The following is a 15,322-nucleotide window of genomic DNA, read 5'->3' on the forward strand; positions in this document are numbered from 1 at the left end:
GGCCGAAGCTGTGGCCGAGGCCGTCGCGGAACCCGAGGCCGAAGCTGTGGCCGAGGCCGTCGCGGAACCCGAGGCCGAAGCTGTGGCCGAGGCCGAAGCTGTGGCCGAGGTCGAGGTCGAGGCTGTCGAGGCACAGGCTGTAGCCGAGGCCGTCGAGGCCGAGGCGGAGACGCCCGACGCGGAGCCGGTGGCCGAGGCGGTCGCCCCGGTCGTGGCCGAGCCCGAGGTTCAGACCGAGCCCGAGGTCGTCGTGGAGCCCTTGGCGGCCGAGGCGCAGACCCCTGAGGTGGAGCCGGTCGCCGACGTGACCGAGGTCGAGCCGGTGGTCGACGCGATCGCCGAGCCCGAGGCCGTCGCCGAGGTCGTCGAGGCCGAGGTCGTGGCCGCCGCGGAGCCGGTCGTCGAGGTCGCCGCCGAACCCGGGGCCGAGGCCGTCACCGACATCGCCGCCGAGCCCGAGGCCGTCGCGGAGCCGGTCGCCGAGGTCGTCGAGGTCGCCGCCGAACCCGAGGCCGAACCGGTCGCCGAGGTCGTCGAGGTCGTCGCGGAGCCGGTCGTCGAGGCCGTCGCCGCCGACGACGTCGAGGGTGCTGCCGCCGAGACCGCAGGGCCGGCTCACGCGCTCGCCGACGTGAAGCGGGCGGCTCCCGCGGTGGCCGCGGCCTACAAGGCCGCCGGACAGGCGCTCCGGGGCAAGGGCAAGGCCGGTGCGCGGGCCAAGGTGTACCTGGTCCTGGACCGGTCCGGGTCGATGCGCCCGTTCTACAAGGACGGCAGCGCCCAGCACCTCGCGGACCACGCCCTCGCCCTCGCCGCGCACCTCGACGCCGCCGCGACCGTACACACCGTGTTCTTCTCCACGGACGTGGACGGCACCGCCGACCTGACCCTGGAGGCCCACGACGACGCCTGGGTCGAAGCCCGCCACGGCGAACTCGGCCGCATGGGCCGCACCAGCTACCACGTGGCCGTGGAGGCCGTCGTCGAGCGGTACCAGAAGGACGGCGGCGAAGGCCCCGCCCTCGTCGTGTTCCAGACCGACGGCGCCCCCGACAGCGTCCGGCCCGCCAAGCAGGCCCTCGCCGACGCCGCCGCCTCCGCACCCGGCGTGTACTGGCAGTTCGTCGCCTTCGGCGAGCACGACGCCAAGGCCTTCGACTTCCTGCGCAAGCTGGACGCCGAGAACGCCGGCTTCTTCCATGCCGGCCCGGCCCCCGCCGAGCTGACCTCCGCCGCGCTGGCCAAGGGGCTGCTCCAGAGCTTCTGAGCCCCGCAGTCACCCGCGCAAGACGAAGGGCCCGGGATCCATCGGATCCCGGGCCCTTCGTCTCACCTACGGGCGATCAGCGCGCGGCGTCCGGGTGGACGGCCTCCGCGATCGGCTTGGCGTCGGCGGCCTTCGTCTCCACCGGCTTGCGCAGCGCGATGTTCAGCTCGCGCAGGCGGGACTCCTCCAGGACCGTGGGCGCGCCCATCATCAGGTCCTGCGCGTTGCCGTTCAGCGGGAAGGCGATGGTCTCGCGGATGTTCGGCTCGTCGGCGAGCAGCATCACGATGCGGTCGACGCCCGGGGCGATGCCGCCGTGCGGCGGGGCGCCGAGACGGAAGGCGCGCAGCATGCCGGCGAACTCGCGCTCGACGGTCTCCGCCTCGTAACCCGCGATCTCGAAGGCCTTCAGCATGACCTCGGGCTCGTGGTTGCGGATGGCGCCGGAGGACAGCTCGATGCCGTTGCAGACGATGTCGTACTGCCAGGCCAGGATGTCGAGCGGGTCCTTCTCCTCCAGGTCCTTCATGCCGCCCTGGGGCATGGAGAAGGGGTTGTGCGAGAAGTCGATCTTGCCGGTCTCCTCGTCCTTCTCGTACATCGGGAAGTCGACGATCCAGCAGAACCGGAAGACGTTCTCCTCGAACTGGCCGGCGCGCTTGGCGGCCTCGACCCGGACCGGGCCCATGATCTTGGAGACCTCTTCGAACTCGCCCGCACCGAAGAACACGGCGTGGCCGGGGAGCAGGCCCAGGCGCTCGGTGAGGACCTTGACGTTCTCCTCGGTGAGGAACTTGGCGATCGGGCCGGTCAGCGAACCGTCCTCGCCCACACGGACCCACGCCAGGCCCTTGGCGCCGAGCGAGATCGCGTACTCGCCGAGGCCGTCGAAGAACTTGCGCGGCTGCGCGGCGGTGTCCGGGACGGCCAGCGCACGCACGTGCTTGCCGGCGAACGCCTTGAACTCCGAGCCCTCGAAGACGTCGGTGATGTCGACGAGCTCCAGCTTGGCGCGCAGGTCGGGCTTGTCGTTGCCGTACTTCAGCATCGACTCGCGGAACGGGATCCGCGGGAACGGCGAGGTGACCTCGCGGCCGTTGCCGAACTCGGTGAAGAGCTCGGTCATCAGGCGCTCGATCGGCTGGAAGACGTCCTCCTGCTCGACGAACGACATCTCGACGTCGAGCTGGTAGAACTCGCCCGGCGAGCGGTCGGCGCGGGCGTCCTCGTCACGGAAGCAGGGCGCGATCTGGAAGTACCGGTCGAAGCCCGAGATCATCAGCAGCTGCTTGAACTGCTGCGGGGCCTGCGGCAGGGCGTAGAACTTGCCCGGGTTCAGGCGGGAGGGGACGACGAAGTCACGGGCGCCCTCGGGGGAGGTCGCGGTGAGGATCGGGGTCGCCATCTCGTTGAAGCCGAGGGCCACCATCTTGTGGCGGATCGCCGCGATGACGGCGGAGCGCAGCATGATGTTGCGGTGCATGCGCTCGCGGCGCAGGTCCAGGAAGCGGTACTCCAGGCGCCGCTCCTCGTTCACACCGTCGTCGGTGTTGATCGTGAAGGGCAGCGGGGCGGCCGCGCCGAGCACCTCGACCTCGACGGCCTCGATCTCGATCTCGCCGGTGGGGAGGTCGGCGTTGACGTTCTCGGCGCCGCGCGAGACGACCTTGCCGTCGACGCGGACGACCGTCTCCTTGGAGAGCTTGTCCAGGACGGCGGCCGCGGCGGTGCCGGGGCGGGCCACGAGCTGCGTGATGCCGTAGTGGTCGCGCAGATCGATGAAGAGGATGCCGCCCAGGTCTCGACGGTTGTGCAGCCAGCCGCTCAGCCGGACGTCGGCGTTGACGTCAGAGGCGCGGAGCTCGCCGCAGGTGTGGGACCTGTACCGATGCATCAGTCATCCAGTTCTTCGCGATACCAGGGTGGATTCAACCCTCACAAGGTTACCGTCCGGGCAGGGGACCGTGCTGGCGTGCCCGTCAGCGCCCGCGAACAGGCACTCCCGGGGGATGACCTGTAAAGATGACCGGGTGCGCACCGAGGACGTCCTGGCCGCCATCGCGACGGGCCTGTGGCGATGGGACAACGCCTCCGGGACGGTCACCCTCGACAGCGAGGCCGCCCGGCTGCTCGGGCTGCCCGCGGAGCCCGCCGTGCTGCCCGAGGTCGTCGTGCGGTCGCGGTTCCACCCGGTGGACTGGAACGAGATCAACGGAATCGTCAACCTCGCGGTGGCCGAGGACACCCTCGCCGAGGCCCGGCTGCGGATCATGGACGAGGACGGGCGCGTGCTGCGGACCGTGCGCAGCCGCTCCAAGCCCGTGGAGAACCGGTCCGCCGAGGGCCGCGTCGACTACGAGCTGATCGGCACGATCCAGGAGATCGCCGAGCCGCAGCCGGGCACGACCGCCGTGCACACCCCGATCACCGGCGACTGGCGGCGCTCCCGGGAGGCCTTCCTGCTGGACGCTGGACGGGCGCTCGCCGAGGCCCGGTCCACGGCGGAGGTGCTGCGGGTCGCCGCCTCCCTGTCGATGCCCGGCTTCAGCCCCGACGGGCTGGCGGTCTTCGGGGTGGCCGGGGACCGGCTGTCGATCATCGGGCACCACGGGCACGGACCCGGGGACGAGGCCCCCTTCTCGGACATGCGGCTGGAGACGGATTACCCCGCCGCCGAGGTCGTCCGTACGGGGCGGGCGATCTACCTCCCCAGCCCCGAGGAGTACAAACGGCGGTTCCCGGCCACCTGGCCGCTCGCCCAGCGCTTCGGCCGGGCCTCCTGGGCCTTCGTCCCCCTGATCGTCGCCGGACGCACCATGGGCGCCTGGATGGCAGCGTTCAAGCACCCGGTGTCCTTCTCACCGGACGAGCGGTCCGTCCTGACCACCGTGGCCCGGATGCTCGCCCAGGCCCTCCAGCGGGCGGGCGTGGCCGAATCCGAGCGGGAACTCACCTCCGACCTGCAGCGGTCGATGATGCCCATGCTGGGCCCCGACATCCCGGGCATGCAGCTCGCGGCGCGGTACGTCCCGACCGGCGGCGGGCTGGAGGTCGGCGGCGACTGGTACGACATGATCCCGCTCCCGTCGGGACGGTTCGCGCTGGTCATCGGGGACGTCCAGGGGCACGACGTACGGGCCGCCGGGCTGATGGGCCAGCTGCGGATCGCGGTGCGCGCGTACGCCTCCGAGGGCCACCGGCCCGACGCGGTGCTCTCCCGCGCCTCGCGCTTCCTGGCCGGCATCACGGACTCGTACGAGGACTCCGACTTCCGCAGCCCGCGCTTCGCGACCTGCCTGTACGTGGAGTGCGACCCGGCGACGGGGCTGCTGGAGGTGGCCCGCGCCGGCCACCCCGACCCGGTGATCCGGATGACGGACGGCACCGTGCTGATGCGACCGACCGCCGGGGGCCTGCCGCTCGGCATCGTCGCGGACACGGACTACCCCACGACGCGGTTCACGCTGGAGCACGGCGAGACGATGATGCTGTGCACCGACGGGCTCATCGAGACCGGCGGGCACGACCTGGACACCGGCTGGGCGCGGCTGCGGGCGATCCTCGAGTCCGAGACGCACGAGCCGGGCAGGGGCCTCGGGCCCGACGGCCTGGAGAAGCTGGCCGACCTGCTGGTCCAGGCCGTGCACGGGCCCTCCTCGCACCACACCACCGGCCCGCTGGCCGACCGGCGCGAGGACGACATAGCCGTCGTCCTGCTGTGCAGGGAGGGCGCGGACCGCGGCTACGGGGCCCCCGCGGAGCACCCGGCCCGACCGGCGCGACCGGCGCGCCGCACCATGCTGACCGTGGCGCAGGCGGAGCCGGAGCGGATCGCGGGCGCACGCCGGCAGATCCGGGAGCTGCTGCACGACTGGGCGGACGCGGAGCAGGTGGACTCGGCGGTGCTCATGGTCTCCGAGATGGTCACGAACGTCCTCGTGCACACGGACGGCGACGCGCTGCTGGTCGCGGAGGCGGTGGGCGAGCTGGGGACGCGGCGGCTGCGCATCGAGGTGGCGGACGCCAGCGACGAACTGCCGCACAAGCGGCACCCGGGCGAGATGGCGTCGAGCGGCCGGGGCGTCCTCCTGATGGAGATGCTGGCGGACACCTGGGGCGTGGATCCGCGCGGCGAGGGCAAGTCGATCTGGTTCGAGATGGACGAACAGGCCAAGGACGACTGAGCGACGACCGGGCCCCGGCCGCGACGCCGTCCCGCGAGACCGTCCCGCGAGGACGTCCCACGACGCCGTCCCGGAACGCCGTGGTTGGATGCACCGGTGCTGACTCTGCTCCCTCCGCCGGTCAGGCGGCTGGCCGCCTGGTGCGTGGTCGCCCTGCTCGTCAGCGGCGTGGTCGCCGTCGGCGTGTGGCTGTGCATCACGTTCAAGACCGCCGTCACGCCCGTCCTGCTCGCGCTGCTCGGAGTCGCCCTGCTCGGGCCGATGCACCGGCGCCTCGTACGGATGGGGGTGCACCCCTCGCTGTCCGCCGCGCTCACCTGCCTCGGCGTGGTCGCGGTGTTCGGCGGGGCCGGGTACGTGGTCGTGCACGCCCTGATCAGCACGGGCGACCAGATCCTCGACTCCCTCAAGCAGGCCGGACAGGACATCACCGCCCGCTTCGGGCCCGCCGGGACCTCCCTGGAGGACCTGGCCTCGAATGCCAAGGAGCTGCTGGCGAAGTTCGGCGGTACGGCCGCCTCCGGCGTCATCACCGGCATCAGCGTCGTCGGCGAGGTGATCGCCACCTCCGTCCTCGCCCTCCTGTTGATGTTCTTCTTCCTGCGCGACTCGCACCGCGCGGCCGGCACCCTGCGCTCGCTCGCGCCCCGCGCGGCCGGCGACACCGTCGAGGCGATGGCCCGCCGTGCCTTCGAAGCCGTCGAGGGCTTCATGCGCGGCACCACCTTCATCGCGCTGATCGACGCCGTGTGCATCACGGTCGGACTGCTCGTGCTCCGCGTCCCCGGCGCCGTCGGCCTCGGCGCCCTGGTGTTCGTCGGCGCGTACATCCCGTACCTGGGCGCCTTCATCTCCGGCGCGGTGGCCGTCCTCGTCGCCTTCGCCGAGCGGGGATGGTTCATCGGGCTGTGGGCGGTGGGCGTGGTGATCGCCGTGCAGCTGCTGGAGGGGCACATCCTGCAGCCGGTGATCCAGAGCCGGACCGTCCAGATGCACCCCGCCGTGGTCATGCTCGCCATCACCGCCGGAGCCAGCGTCGCCGGGATCCTCGGCATGCTGCTGGCCGTACCGCTCACCGCGGCCGCGTTCGGCGTGGTGTCGGAGATCCGCCGTCGCTACGCGGGGGCCGAGCGCGCCGAGTAGCAACGTTTCCGGGCAACCGTGCAACGGTCCCCGATCATCCGGCCGGGGTGGCGGCGCTGCGCGACTGGACCCCGGTGATGTCGCCGCTCACCGTCGCCGTGGCGCCGCTGATCGGACTGGTCACCGGGGTCCTGGCCGGCCTGTACCCGGCATGGCCGTCCTCCCGTACGCAGCCGGCGGAGGCCTGCGCCGCCAGGGGGCGGTCAGGAGTGCTGGTCCGCCGACTTCGTGCGCTCCCGGGCGGTGGTGGGGATGGTCCCCAGCCGGCCCGCCTGGAAGTCGTCGAAGGCCTGCTGGAGCTCCTGCCGGCTGTTCATGACGAACGGCCCGTAGTGCGCCATCGGCTCCCGGATGGGACGCCCACCGAGGAGCACGACCTCCAGGTCCGGGGTGTTCGCGTCCTGGGACCCGTCCGCCCGCACCGTGATCGAGCCGCCCTCGCCGAAGACCGCCGTCTGCCCCGTGTGGACGGGACGCCGGTCGGTGCCGACGCTGCCGCGGCCGGCCATGACGTACGCGAGGGCGTTGAAGTCCTCGCGCCACGGGAGGGTGATCTGCGCGCCGGGGGTGACGGTCGCGTGGATCATCGTGATCGGGGTGTGGGTGATGCCGGGACCGGCGTGGCCGTCCAGCTCGCCGGCGATCACGCGGAGCAGGGCACCGCCGTCGGGGGTGGACAGCAGCTGGACCTGGCCGCCGCCGATGTCCTGGTAGCGCGGGGGCATCATCTTGTCGGAGGCGGGGAGGTTCACCCACAGCTGGAGGCCGTGGAAGAGACCGCCGGACACGACGAGGGACTCCGGCGGGGCCTCGATGTGCAGGAGGCCGGAGCCGGCGGTCATCCACTGGGTGTCACCGCCGTTGATGACTCCGCCGCCGCCGTTGCTGTCCTGGTGGACGAAGGTTCCGTCGATCAGGTACGTGACGGTCTCGAAGCCGCGGTGGGGGTGCCAGGGGGTGCCCTTGGGCTCGCCCGGCGCGTACTCCACCTCGCCCATCTGGTCCATCATGATGAACGGGTCGAGGTGCTGGTAGTTGATCCCGGCGAACGCGCGGCGCACCGGGAACCCCTCGCCCTCGAACCCACCCGGGGCGGTCGTGACGGCCAGCACCTTGCGGGCGGCGGTCTCCTGGGCGGGCTCCGCGACGCGGGGGAGCGTCAACGGGTTCTCCACAGTCACTGCAGGCATGGTCGGAACCTCCTTCTGCGTCGAGTTTAGTTGAAACTCGAACTTCCTGCCACACCCCACAGAACAGAAGGGGCCCCGGGGGAATTCCCCCCGGGGCCCGAAGCCTCTCACCTGCGGTTATGCGGTCATACGGTCACGGCGAGACGACGACCGAGTTGATCGGCGTGATGTCCCGCCACCGCCACTGGTCCAGCGGCATGTCCTCACAGCTGCCGGTGCCGTTGTATCCGGTGCACAGCTTGAACTTCCAGCCGCCGGTCTGGTTGTTCAGCACCCAGCGCCAGTCGTTCTTGTTGCTCAGGTTGTAGGTACCCGCGGCGTTGAACTTCACGTCCACCGTGTGCGAGCCCCAGCCCGGGGTGTAGATGCACCCGTACCCGGAGGGGCACCCGTCGACCGTGTGGTCCGAGGCCGTCGCGGGTGACGCCGCCAGGACCCCCGTACCCAGCGCCATGACCCCGGTGGCCGCCAGCGCGGCGAGCTTCGTGCGTAAGGACGTGACGGACATGGCAGTCTCCCTGTCGGTAGGAGCGGGATTCCCCCGCAGCACCGATGTTCGGGAGCCGGGGCGCCGGCCGCGATCCTTTCGGGCACCGCCGAAAGGTCGGCCGTCAGCCCGTACTGTGGAGCAGGTCCACGCCCAGTCCGGTGGCCGAGTGGAGGACGGCCTTGCCGTCCCTCTCCGTGGTGATGAGCCCCGCCGCGCGCAGCGTGCGCGTGTGCTCCGACACCGACGGCAGGCTGATGTCCAGGTCCCGGGCCAGTTCGCTGGTGGTCCGCTGCTCGATCAGCAGGTGCAGCACGGCCGCCCGGGTCCGGCCCAGCAGCGCGTCCAGCGCGCCCTCCGCCCGGTCCGGCTCGACCAGGGGCAGCGGGGTCATCGCCGGGTAGTGCAGGACGTGCGACCCGTCCGGCAGGCCGGCCAGCAGCGGGCGCCCCGTCCAGAACGCCGAGGGCATCAGCATCAGACCGCCGCCGCCGAGCCGGACCTCGTAGTCCGGCTCGAGGCCCACCTCGAAGACGGTGTCCGACCAGGCCGCCGCCGGGTGGACGCTCGCCAGGCACGCCTTGATGCCGTGGGCGGCCAGCAGCCGGGTGCGCCAGGCGACGTCCGCCCTGTAGGACTGCCGGACCCGCGGCCACTGCGGGGCCACGACCGCCTCGTACGCGCAGCGGATCGCGCTGTCCAGCAGGTCCCACGCCTCACGGTCCTGCCCCCACAGCGCACGCAGCCAGGACGCCGGGCCGGGGGCGCGGGCGGCGGTACGGTGCAGCTGCTCGGCGCTCAGCCGCGCACCCGCGTCCCGTACGGCGGCGAGTCCCTCCTCCAGGCTCCGCGCGACGGGCTCGACGAACTGCGGGTTGTCGCCGTCCGGCCGCAGCAGATCGAGCAGCGGGCGCGCCCGGTCCGGTAATTCCCGGCTGACGCGGCTGCGCCAGCGGCCGAAAACCGCCTGTTCGTCCACGCGCTGCCAGGCGATCAGCGCCATCGACAGCTCCACCAGCGGCAGCGGCTCGCTCGCGAACGTGACGTTGAGCAGGTCCTCCGCCGTGAAATGCACTCGCAGCACGTCCGCCCCCCGGCCACGGCCTCCGTCAGCCGTACATGCGGCGCATCGCGTAGTCGACCATCTGCTCCACGGCCTTCGCGTCGAAGACCATGCGGTGGTCGCCCTCCATGTCGAGGACGAAGCCGTAGCCGGTCGGCAGCAGGTCGATCACCTCGGCGCCCGTGATCACGAAGTACTTGGACTCCTTGCCGGCGTACCGGCGCAGCTCCTTGAGCGTGGTGAACATGGGGATCACCGGCTGCTGCGTGTTGTGCAGCGCCAGGAAGCCCGGGGTCTCACCGCGCGGACAGTAGACCTTCGACGTGGCGAAGATCTGCTGGAAGTCCTCGGCGGACAGCGACCCGGTCGTGAAGGCCCGCACCGCGTCGGCGAGCGACGGCGGCGAGGGCTCGGGGTACAGCGGCTGCTCGCCGTACCCGCCGGCCATCTGCTGCGGGGCGGCGTACTGCTGCCCTGCGCTCACGTTCTGGTCGTAGCCGTACATAGGGCGAAGCCTACCGAGCGCCCCCGACCCCGTGGACGCGCATTCCCGCCAGGGTCGCGGCTCGCGGCCGGCCGGTGCGCCGCTTGACCCTGGTCACAGTCGCCCCGTCAGGGGTTGCGTCTTATTACCCACGGGTAGCATCATGAACGTTACCGATTGGTATGTACGAGGAACCTGTCTTCCCGAGCCTTAACGGAGCCGTCGCCATGGGGCACTACAAGTCGAATCTCCGCGACATCGAGTTCAACCTCTTCGAGGTGCTCGGCCGCGACAAGCTGTACGGCACCGGCCCGTTCGGTGAGATGGACACCGAGACCGCCAAGAGCGTCCTGTCCGAGATCGCCCGCCTCGCCGAGAACGAGCTGGCCGACTCCTTCGCGGACGCCGACCGCAACCCGCCGGTCTTCGACCCGGCCACCAACACCGCGCCGGTCCCGGCGTCCTTCAAGAAGAGCTACGAAGCCTTCATGGACTCCGAGTACTGGCGGCTCGGCCTGCCCGAGGAGATCGGCGGCACCACCTCGCCCCGCTCCCTCATCTGGGCCTACGCGGAGCTGCTGCTCGGCTCGAACCCGGCCATCTGGATGTACTCCTCCGGCCCGGCGTTCGCCGGCATCCTCTTCGAAGAGGGCAACGAGGCGCAGAAGAAGGTCGCGCAGATAGCCGTCGAGAAGCGCTGGGGCTCCACCATGGTCCTCACCGAGCCGGACGCCGGCTCGGACGTGGGCGCCGGCCGCACCAAGGCCGTCCAGCAGGAGGACGGCTCCTGGCACATCGAGGGCGTGAAGCGCTTCATCACGTCCGGTGAGCACGACATGGAGGAGAACATCCTCCACTACGTCCTCGCGCGCCCCGAGGGCCACGGCCCGGGCACCAAGGGCCTGTCGCTGTTCCTCGTCCCGAAGTTCCACTTCGACTGGGAGACCGGCGAGCTGGGCGAGCGCAACGGCGTCTACGCGACGAACGTCGAGCACAAGATGGGCCTCAAGGCCTCCAACACGTGCGAGATGACCTTCGGCGACCAGCACCCCGCCAAGGGCTGGCTGATCGGCGACAAGCACGACGGCATCCGCCAGATGTTCATGATCATCGAGTTCGCCCGCATGATGGTCGGCACGAAGGCCATCGCGACGCTCTCGACCGGCTACCTGAACGCCCTGGAGTACGCCAAGGAGCGCGTGCAGGGTCCGGACCTGGCCAACTTCATGGACAAGACGGCCCCCAAGGTCACCATCACGCACCACCCGGACGTGCGCCGCTCGCTGATGACGCAGAAGGCGTACGCCGAGGGCATGCGCGCCCTGGTGCTGTACACCGCCTCCGTCCAGGACGCGATCCAGGTCAAGCAGGCCGCGGGCGAGGACGCCTCCGCCGAGATTGGCCTGAACGACCTGCTCCTGCCGATCGTGAAGGGCTACGGCTCGGAGCGCTCGTACGAGCAGCTCGCGCAGTCGCTGCAGACCTTCGGCGGCTCCGGTTACCTGCAGGAATACCCGATCGAGCAGTACATCCGCGACGCCAAGATCGACACCCTCTACGAGGGCACCACGGCGATCCAGGGCCAGGACTTCTTCTTCCGGAAGATCGTCCGCGACCAGGGCGCCTCGCTGAACGTCCTCTCCGAGACGATCAAGAAGTTCCTGGCCGAGGCCGTCGGCGGCGAGGAGCTGGCCGGTGCCCGCGACGCGCTCGCCAAGGCGGCCGTGGACCTGGAGGGCATCGTCGGCCAGATGATCGTCGACCTCACCGCCACCGGCGAGGACGTCAAGAACATCTACAAGGTCGGCCAGAACACCACCCGCCTGCTGATGGCGTCCGGTGACGTCGTCGTCGGCTACCTGCTGCTCAAGGGCGCGGCCGTGGCCGCCGAGAAGCTGGCCGCCGGCGCCCCCGCGAAGGACGTCGCCTTCTACACCGGCAAGATCGCGGCGGCGAAGTTCTTCGCCTCGCAGGTGCTGCCGAACGTCTCGGTCGCCCGCGCGCTGGCCGAGGCCGTCGACAACTCCCTGATGGAGCTCGACGAGGCCGCGTTCTAGCCTCCACCGTCATCCAGCCGCGGGCCGGGCCCTCCCAGAGGGCCCGGCCCGCGGCATTCACAGGTTGTCGGTGGTTCGTGGCACGCTCGTAGACATGAGCCCGGCAGAGCAGCACAACCACAGCAGGGGGTACTCCGTCCCGACCGGGCGGCCGTACGCCCTCAAGGAGCTGCAGGCCGCCCTGGGCAGCCTCGGCGACCATCTGCGGGAGCTGTACGACGGCGCCCACCCCGCCGAGTACGAGGCCGTCGCCGACGCCCTCTACACCGCCTTCCAGACCGCGGCCGGGCTGGCACCCGCCAAGAGCTACACCGGCTGCTCCGAGCACCCCAACGGGGCCCTGGACCCCGAAGCGCCCGACGGCTGGGGCCGCTGCCTGATCTGCAACGACCGGCGCCGGCTCGGGCTCCGCTCCCAGGGGGTGCGCGGCGCCCGCCCGGCGTCCGCCGCCCCGCCCGCGGGGGAGCAGCGCCGGCTGGGCTATCCCGTACCGGATCCTCCGTACACGCTGCAGTCCCTGCGCGACCACCTCCGCACGGTCGAGGACCGCCGCTTCCACCTGGGCTTTTCCTCCCCCGCCGAGGAGTTTGTCCGGATAGCGGACGATCTCCATCGGGCATTCATCGTGGCCCGCGAGCTGTCCAGGCCCCGCAACGCCTCCGGCTGCTCCGAGCACCCCGGCGCGCCCATCGACCCGGACGCGCCGCCCGGTGAGGCCTGTATCTTCTGCGCCGGACGCAAGAGACGCGCGCAGCGCTCCGCGACAACCCCGGAGATGCTCCCGCGCATCCGCCGGGGCGAGCGCAGACAGCTGCAGCGCAGATTCGAGCGCCCGCCGGGCTGACAGGCCGCCGGGAAGTGGACCACACGGCCCGCGGTCCCGGCGCTTCGGCTATCCGCCGCAGTCCGACCATGGCGAACACGACCGTCGTTAAGGTGAACCACATGAGCTCTCCCGCCCGCTTCGACCGCGGCCACACCGACGATCTGATGACCTTTTTGACGGCCAGTCCGTCGCCGTACCACGCCGTGGCCAATGCGGCCGAGCGGCTGGAAAAGGCAGGTTTCAGGCAGTTGTCGGAAACGGACGCCTGGGACTCGGGCAGCGGAGGCCGGTTCGTCCTGCGCGGCGGCGCGCTCATCGCCTGGTTCGTCCCGGAGGGCGCGACCCCGCACATGCCGTTCCGGATCGTCGGCGCGCACACCGACTCCCCCAACCTCCGCGTCAAGCCGATTCCTGACACGGGCTCACAGGGCTGGCGGCAGATCGCGGTCGAGATCTACGGCGGAACCCTGCTCAACACCTGGCTGGACCGGGACCTGGGCCTGGCGGGCCGGCTGACCCTGCGCGACGGCAGCGAGCGGCTGGTGAACGTGGACCGCGCACTGCTGCGCGTCCCGCAACTGGCCGTGCACCTGGACCGGTCGGTCAACAGCGAAGGGCTCAAGCTCGACAAGCAGCGTCACATGCAGCCGATCTGGGGCCTGGGCGAGGCGCACGAGGGCGACCTCATCGCCTTCCTGGAGGAGGAAGAGGGCCTGCCGCAGGGCTCGGTGGCGGGCTGGGACCTGATGGTCCACTCGATCGAGCCGCCGTCGTACCTGGGGCGCGACCGCGAGCTCGTGGCCGGCCCGCGCATGGACAACCTGGTCTCGGTGCACGCGGGCGTCGCGGCGCTGGCCGCCGCCTCGACCGCCGAGAAGCTGGACCACATCCCGGTGCTCGCCGCGTTCGACCACGAGGAGAACGGCTCGCAGTCGGACACGGGCGCGGACGGCCCGCTCCTGGGGAACGTGCTGGAACGTTCCGTCTTCGCACGTGGGGGCACGTACGAAGACCGCGCGCGGGCCTTCGCGGGCACCATCTGCCTTTCCTCGGACACCGGCCACGCCGTGCACCCCAACTACGCGGAACGGCACGACCCCTCGCACCACCCGCGCGCCAACGGCGGCCCGATCCTGAAGGTCAACGTCAACCAGCGGTACGCGACGGACGGCACCGGACGCGCGGTGTTCGCGGCGGCGTGCGAGCGGGCCGGCGTGCCGTGGCAGACGTTCGTCTCGAACAACTCGATGCCGTGCGGGACGACGATCGGCCCGATCACGGCCGCCCGGCACGGGATCCAGACGGTGGACATCGGCATCGCGATCCTGTCGATGCACAGCGCCCGCGAACTGTGCGGTGCGGACGACCCGTACCTGCTCGCGAACGCGCTGGCGGCGTTCCTGGAGGACTGACGCCGCGGCGGCGCCGCCTGCCGGATCCGGGCGGGCGGCGCGGCTCCGGCAGGCACGGGCTTGGGCCGGGCGGGTCGATCTCGGACGGCGACGCGGTGCGATGAACGTATGGTGACACTCCGTCATGTTGTGCTGGAGTTCCGCCCTTCCCGGCCGACGAGGAGAGTCCCGTGCTCCGCCTGTTCCGCCTGTTCCGCCTCCTCCCCGTGCCGCGCGTCGCGGGCGCCGTGGCCATCGCCCTCGCCCTGCTCGTGGCCGCCCCCGCGGCCGCCACCGCGAAGCCGCCGGAGTCCGCGGACGCCTCGCTCTCCCTCACGGACCCGCGGATCGTCGCGCACTTCGACTTCGAGGCCGGCCAGACACCGGAGAACATCGCGCTGGAGCCGGACGGCTCCGCCGATCTGACCCTGGCCCTCGCCCGCCAGGTGGTCCGGGTGGACCCGCACGGCGGGAAACAGGTCCTCGCGACCCTGCCCGACGTCGCGGACCCGCAGACGCCGCTGCTCGGCGTCGCCGTCGTGAGCGGGATCGTCCGCACCCACGACGGGACGCTCTACGTCGGCTACAACACGGGAACGGCCGAGACCGGCATCTACCGGATCACCCCCGACCACGAGGTCACCAAGCTCGTCGGCATGCCCCCGAAGGGCTTCGTGAACGGCCTCGCCCTCGACGAGCACCACGGGCTCATCTACGCCGCGGACTCCGTCCTCGGCACCGTGTGGCGCATCTCCCTGGACGACGAGCCCCAGGTGACGGCCTGGGCCACCGGCGCGGCGCTGGAGCCGACCACCTTCATCGGCGCGAACGGCATCAAGGTACGGGGTCACGCGGTCTGGGTGTCGAACTACGACCGGGCCACGCTGCTGCGGATCCCGATCGACGAGGACGGGTCCGCGGGGAAGACCGGGACGCACGCCACCGGGCTGACGGGGATCGACGACTTCGCGTTCGCCGGGCGCGGCGAGACGGTGCTCGCCGCGCTGAACACCACCGCGAGCGGACTCGCCCTGGTCCGGCCCGACGGCACCCACACCGTCGTGCTGACCGGGAAGGACGGGTTGTCCGGGCCGACCTCCGTGGCGGTCCGCCACCACAAGGTCTACGTCACCAGCGGCGCCTTCCTCAACGGAATCGACCCGAACCTGCTCGTCGCCGACGCGGGGAAGGGCGCCCGGGCCGCACGGCGCCCTTCCCCGTAGTGGCTGT

Annotated in this window: 12 protein-coding genes; 7 read left to right on the forward strand and 5 right to left on the reverse strand. The window is 71.4% G+C overall.

Annotation, left to right across the window (positions count from 1 at the left end; genetic code table 11):
- A partial coding sequence (locus K7B10_RS20120) for a VWA domain-containing protein (protein WP_229337755.1) occupies positions 1 to 1,267 on the forward strand: 1,267 nt, incomplete at its 5' end.
- A 76-nt stretch (positions 1,268 to 1,343) separates the two neighbouring features.
- On the opposite strand, the gene aspS is transcribed toward K7B10_RS20120, so the two are convergent.
- Positions 1,344 to 3,161: an aspartate--tRNA ligase gene (gene aspS / locus K7B10_RS20125; protein WP_229337757.1), complete on the reverse strand. Its 1,818-nt coding sequence runs from the start codon at positions 3,159 to 3,161 to the stop codon at positions 1,344 to 1,346.
- A 136-nt stretch (positions 3,162 to 3,297) separates the two neighbouring features.
- Between aspS and K7B10_RS20130 the strand changes: the two genes are divergently transcribed.
- Both K7B10_RS20130 and K7B10_RS20135 read left to right on the forward strand, forming a co-directional pair.
- Positions 3,298 to 5,451: an ATP-binding SpoIIE family protein phosphatase gene (locus K7B10_RS20130; RefSeq protein WP_229345236.1), complete on the forward strand. Its 2,154-nt coding sequence runs from the start codon at positions 3,298 to 3,300 to the stop codon at positions 5,449 to 5,451.
- 99 nt (positions 5,452 to 5,550) lie between these two features.
- Complete coding sequence (locus K7B10_RS20135) at positions 5,551 to 6,594, forward strand: AI-2E family transporter (RefSeq protein WP_229345237.1); 1,044 nt, start codon at positions 5,551 to 5,553, stop codon at positions 6,592 to 6,594.
- A gap of 203 nt (positions 6,595 to 6,797) precedes the next feature.
- Here the strand turns inward: K7B10_RS20135 and K7B10_RS20140 are convergent, their stop codons facing one another.
- The 4 genes from K7B10_RS20140 to K7B10_RS20155 all read right to left on the reverse strand — a co-directional run bounded on the left by K7B10_RS20140 (position 6,798) and on the right by K7B10_RS20155 (position 9,839).
- Positions 6,798 to 7,784, reverse strand: coding sequence for a pirin family protein (locus K7B10_RS20140; RefSeq protein ID WP_229337759.1), 987 nt, complete (start codon positions 7,782 to 7,784; stop codon positions 6,798 to 6,800).
- Positions 7,785 to 7,917: 133 nt separating this feature from the next.
- Positions 7,918 to 8,292, reverse strand: coding sequence for a hypothetical protein (locus tag K7B10_RS20145; RefSeq protein ID WP_229337761.1), 375 nt, complete (start codon positions 8,290 to 8,292; stop codon positions 7,918 to 7,920).
- A gap of 103 nt (positions 8,293 to 8,395) precedes the next feature.
- Positions 8,396 to 9,355: an ArsR/SmtB family transcription factor gene (locus K7B10_RS20150; RefSeq protein ID WP_229337763.1), complete on the reverse strand. Its 960-nt coding sequence runs from the start codon at positions 9,353 to 9,355 to the stop codon at positions 8,396 to 8,398.
- A 25-nt stretch (positions 9,356 to 9,380) separates the two neighbouring features.
- A complete protein-coding gene (locus K7B10_RS20155; protein WP_030153025.1) occupies positions 9,381 to 9,839 on the reverse strand; it encodes an SseB family protein in 459 nt (152 codons plus the stop codon).
- 206 nt (positions 9,840 to 10,045) lie between these two features.
- Here K7B10_RS20155 and K7B10_RS20160 point away from each other — a divergent pair, with 206 nt between their 5' ends.
- The 4 genes from K7B10_RS20160 (at position 10,046) to K7B10_RS20175 (ending at position 15,315) form a co-directional block, all read left to right on the forward strand.
- On the forward strand, positions 10,046 to 11,875 hold the full coding sequence (locus K7B10_RS20160; RefSeq protein WP_229345238.1) for an acyl-CoA dehydrogenase: 1,830 nt from the start codon (positions 10,046 to 10,048) through the stop codon (positions 11,873 to 11,875).
- 94 nt (positions 11,876 to 11,969) lie between these two features.
- Positions 11,970 to 12,719: a hypothetical protein gene (locus tag K7B10_RS20165; RefSeq protein ID WP_229345783.1), complete on the forward strand. Its 750-nt coding sequence runs from the start codon at positions 11,970 to 11,972 to the stop codon at positions 12,717 to 12,719.
- Positions 12,720 to 12,820: 101 nt separating this feature from the next.
- Positions 12,821 to 14,113, forward strand: a complete 1,293-nt coding sequence (locus K7B10_RS20170) for a M18 family aminopeptidase (RefSeq protein WP_229337764.1) — start codon at positions 12,821 to 12,823, stop codon at positions 14,111 to 14,113.
- Between the two features lie 170 nt (positions 14,114 to 14,283).
- Positions 14,284 to 15,315 (forward strand): SMP-30/gluconolactonase/LRE family protein, encoded by a 1,032-nt coding sequence (locus K7B10_RS20175; RefSeq protein WP_229337766.1) that lies wholly within the window; start codon positions 14,284 to 14,286, stop codon positions 15,313 to 15,315.
- Positions 15,316 to 15,322: the final 7 nt, after the last annotated feature.

Origin of the sequence: Streptomyces flavotricini, from assembly GCF_020639365.1 — a bacterium.
In the GTDB taxonomy this organism is placed as follows: domain Bacteria; phylum Actinomycetota; class Actinomycetes; order Streptomycetales; family Streptomycetaceae; genus Streptomyces; species Streptomyces flavotricini.

Coding starts and splice junctions, on each gene's coding strand:
- aspS (WP_229337757.1), bottom strand. CDS start 3,161: ATGCATCGGTACAGGTCCCACACCTGCGGCGAGCTCCGCGCCTCTGAC.
- K7B10_RS20140 (WP_229337759.1), bottom strand. CDS start 7,784: ATGCCTGCAGTGACTGTGGAGAACCCGTTGACGCTCCCCCGCGTCGCG.
- K7B10_RS20145 (WP_229337761.1), bottom strand. CDS start 8,292: ATGTCCGTCACGTCCTTACGCACGAAGCTCGCCGCGCTGGCGGCCACC.
- K7B10_RS20155 (WP_030153025.1), bottom strand. CDS start 9,839: ATGTACGGCTACGACCAGAACGTGAGCGCAGGGCAGCAGTACGCCGCC.
- K7B10_RS20160 (WP_229345238.1), top strand. CDS start 10,046: ATGGGGCACTACAAGTCGAATCTCCGCGACATCGAGTTCAACCTCTTC.
- K7B10_RS20165 (WP_229345783.1), top strand. CDS start 11,970: ATGAGCCCGGCAGAGCAGCACAACCACAGCAGGGGGTACTCCGTCCCG.
- K7B10_RS20170 (WP_229337764.1), top strand. CDS start 12,821: ATGAGCTCTCCCGCCCGCTTCGACCGCGGCCACACCGACGATCTGATG.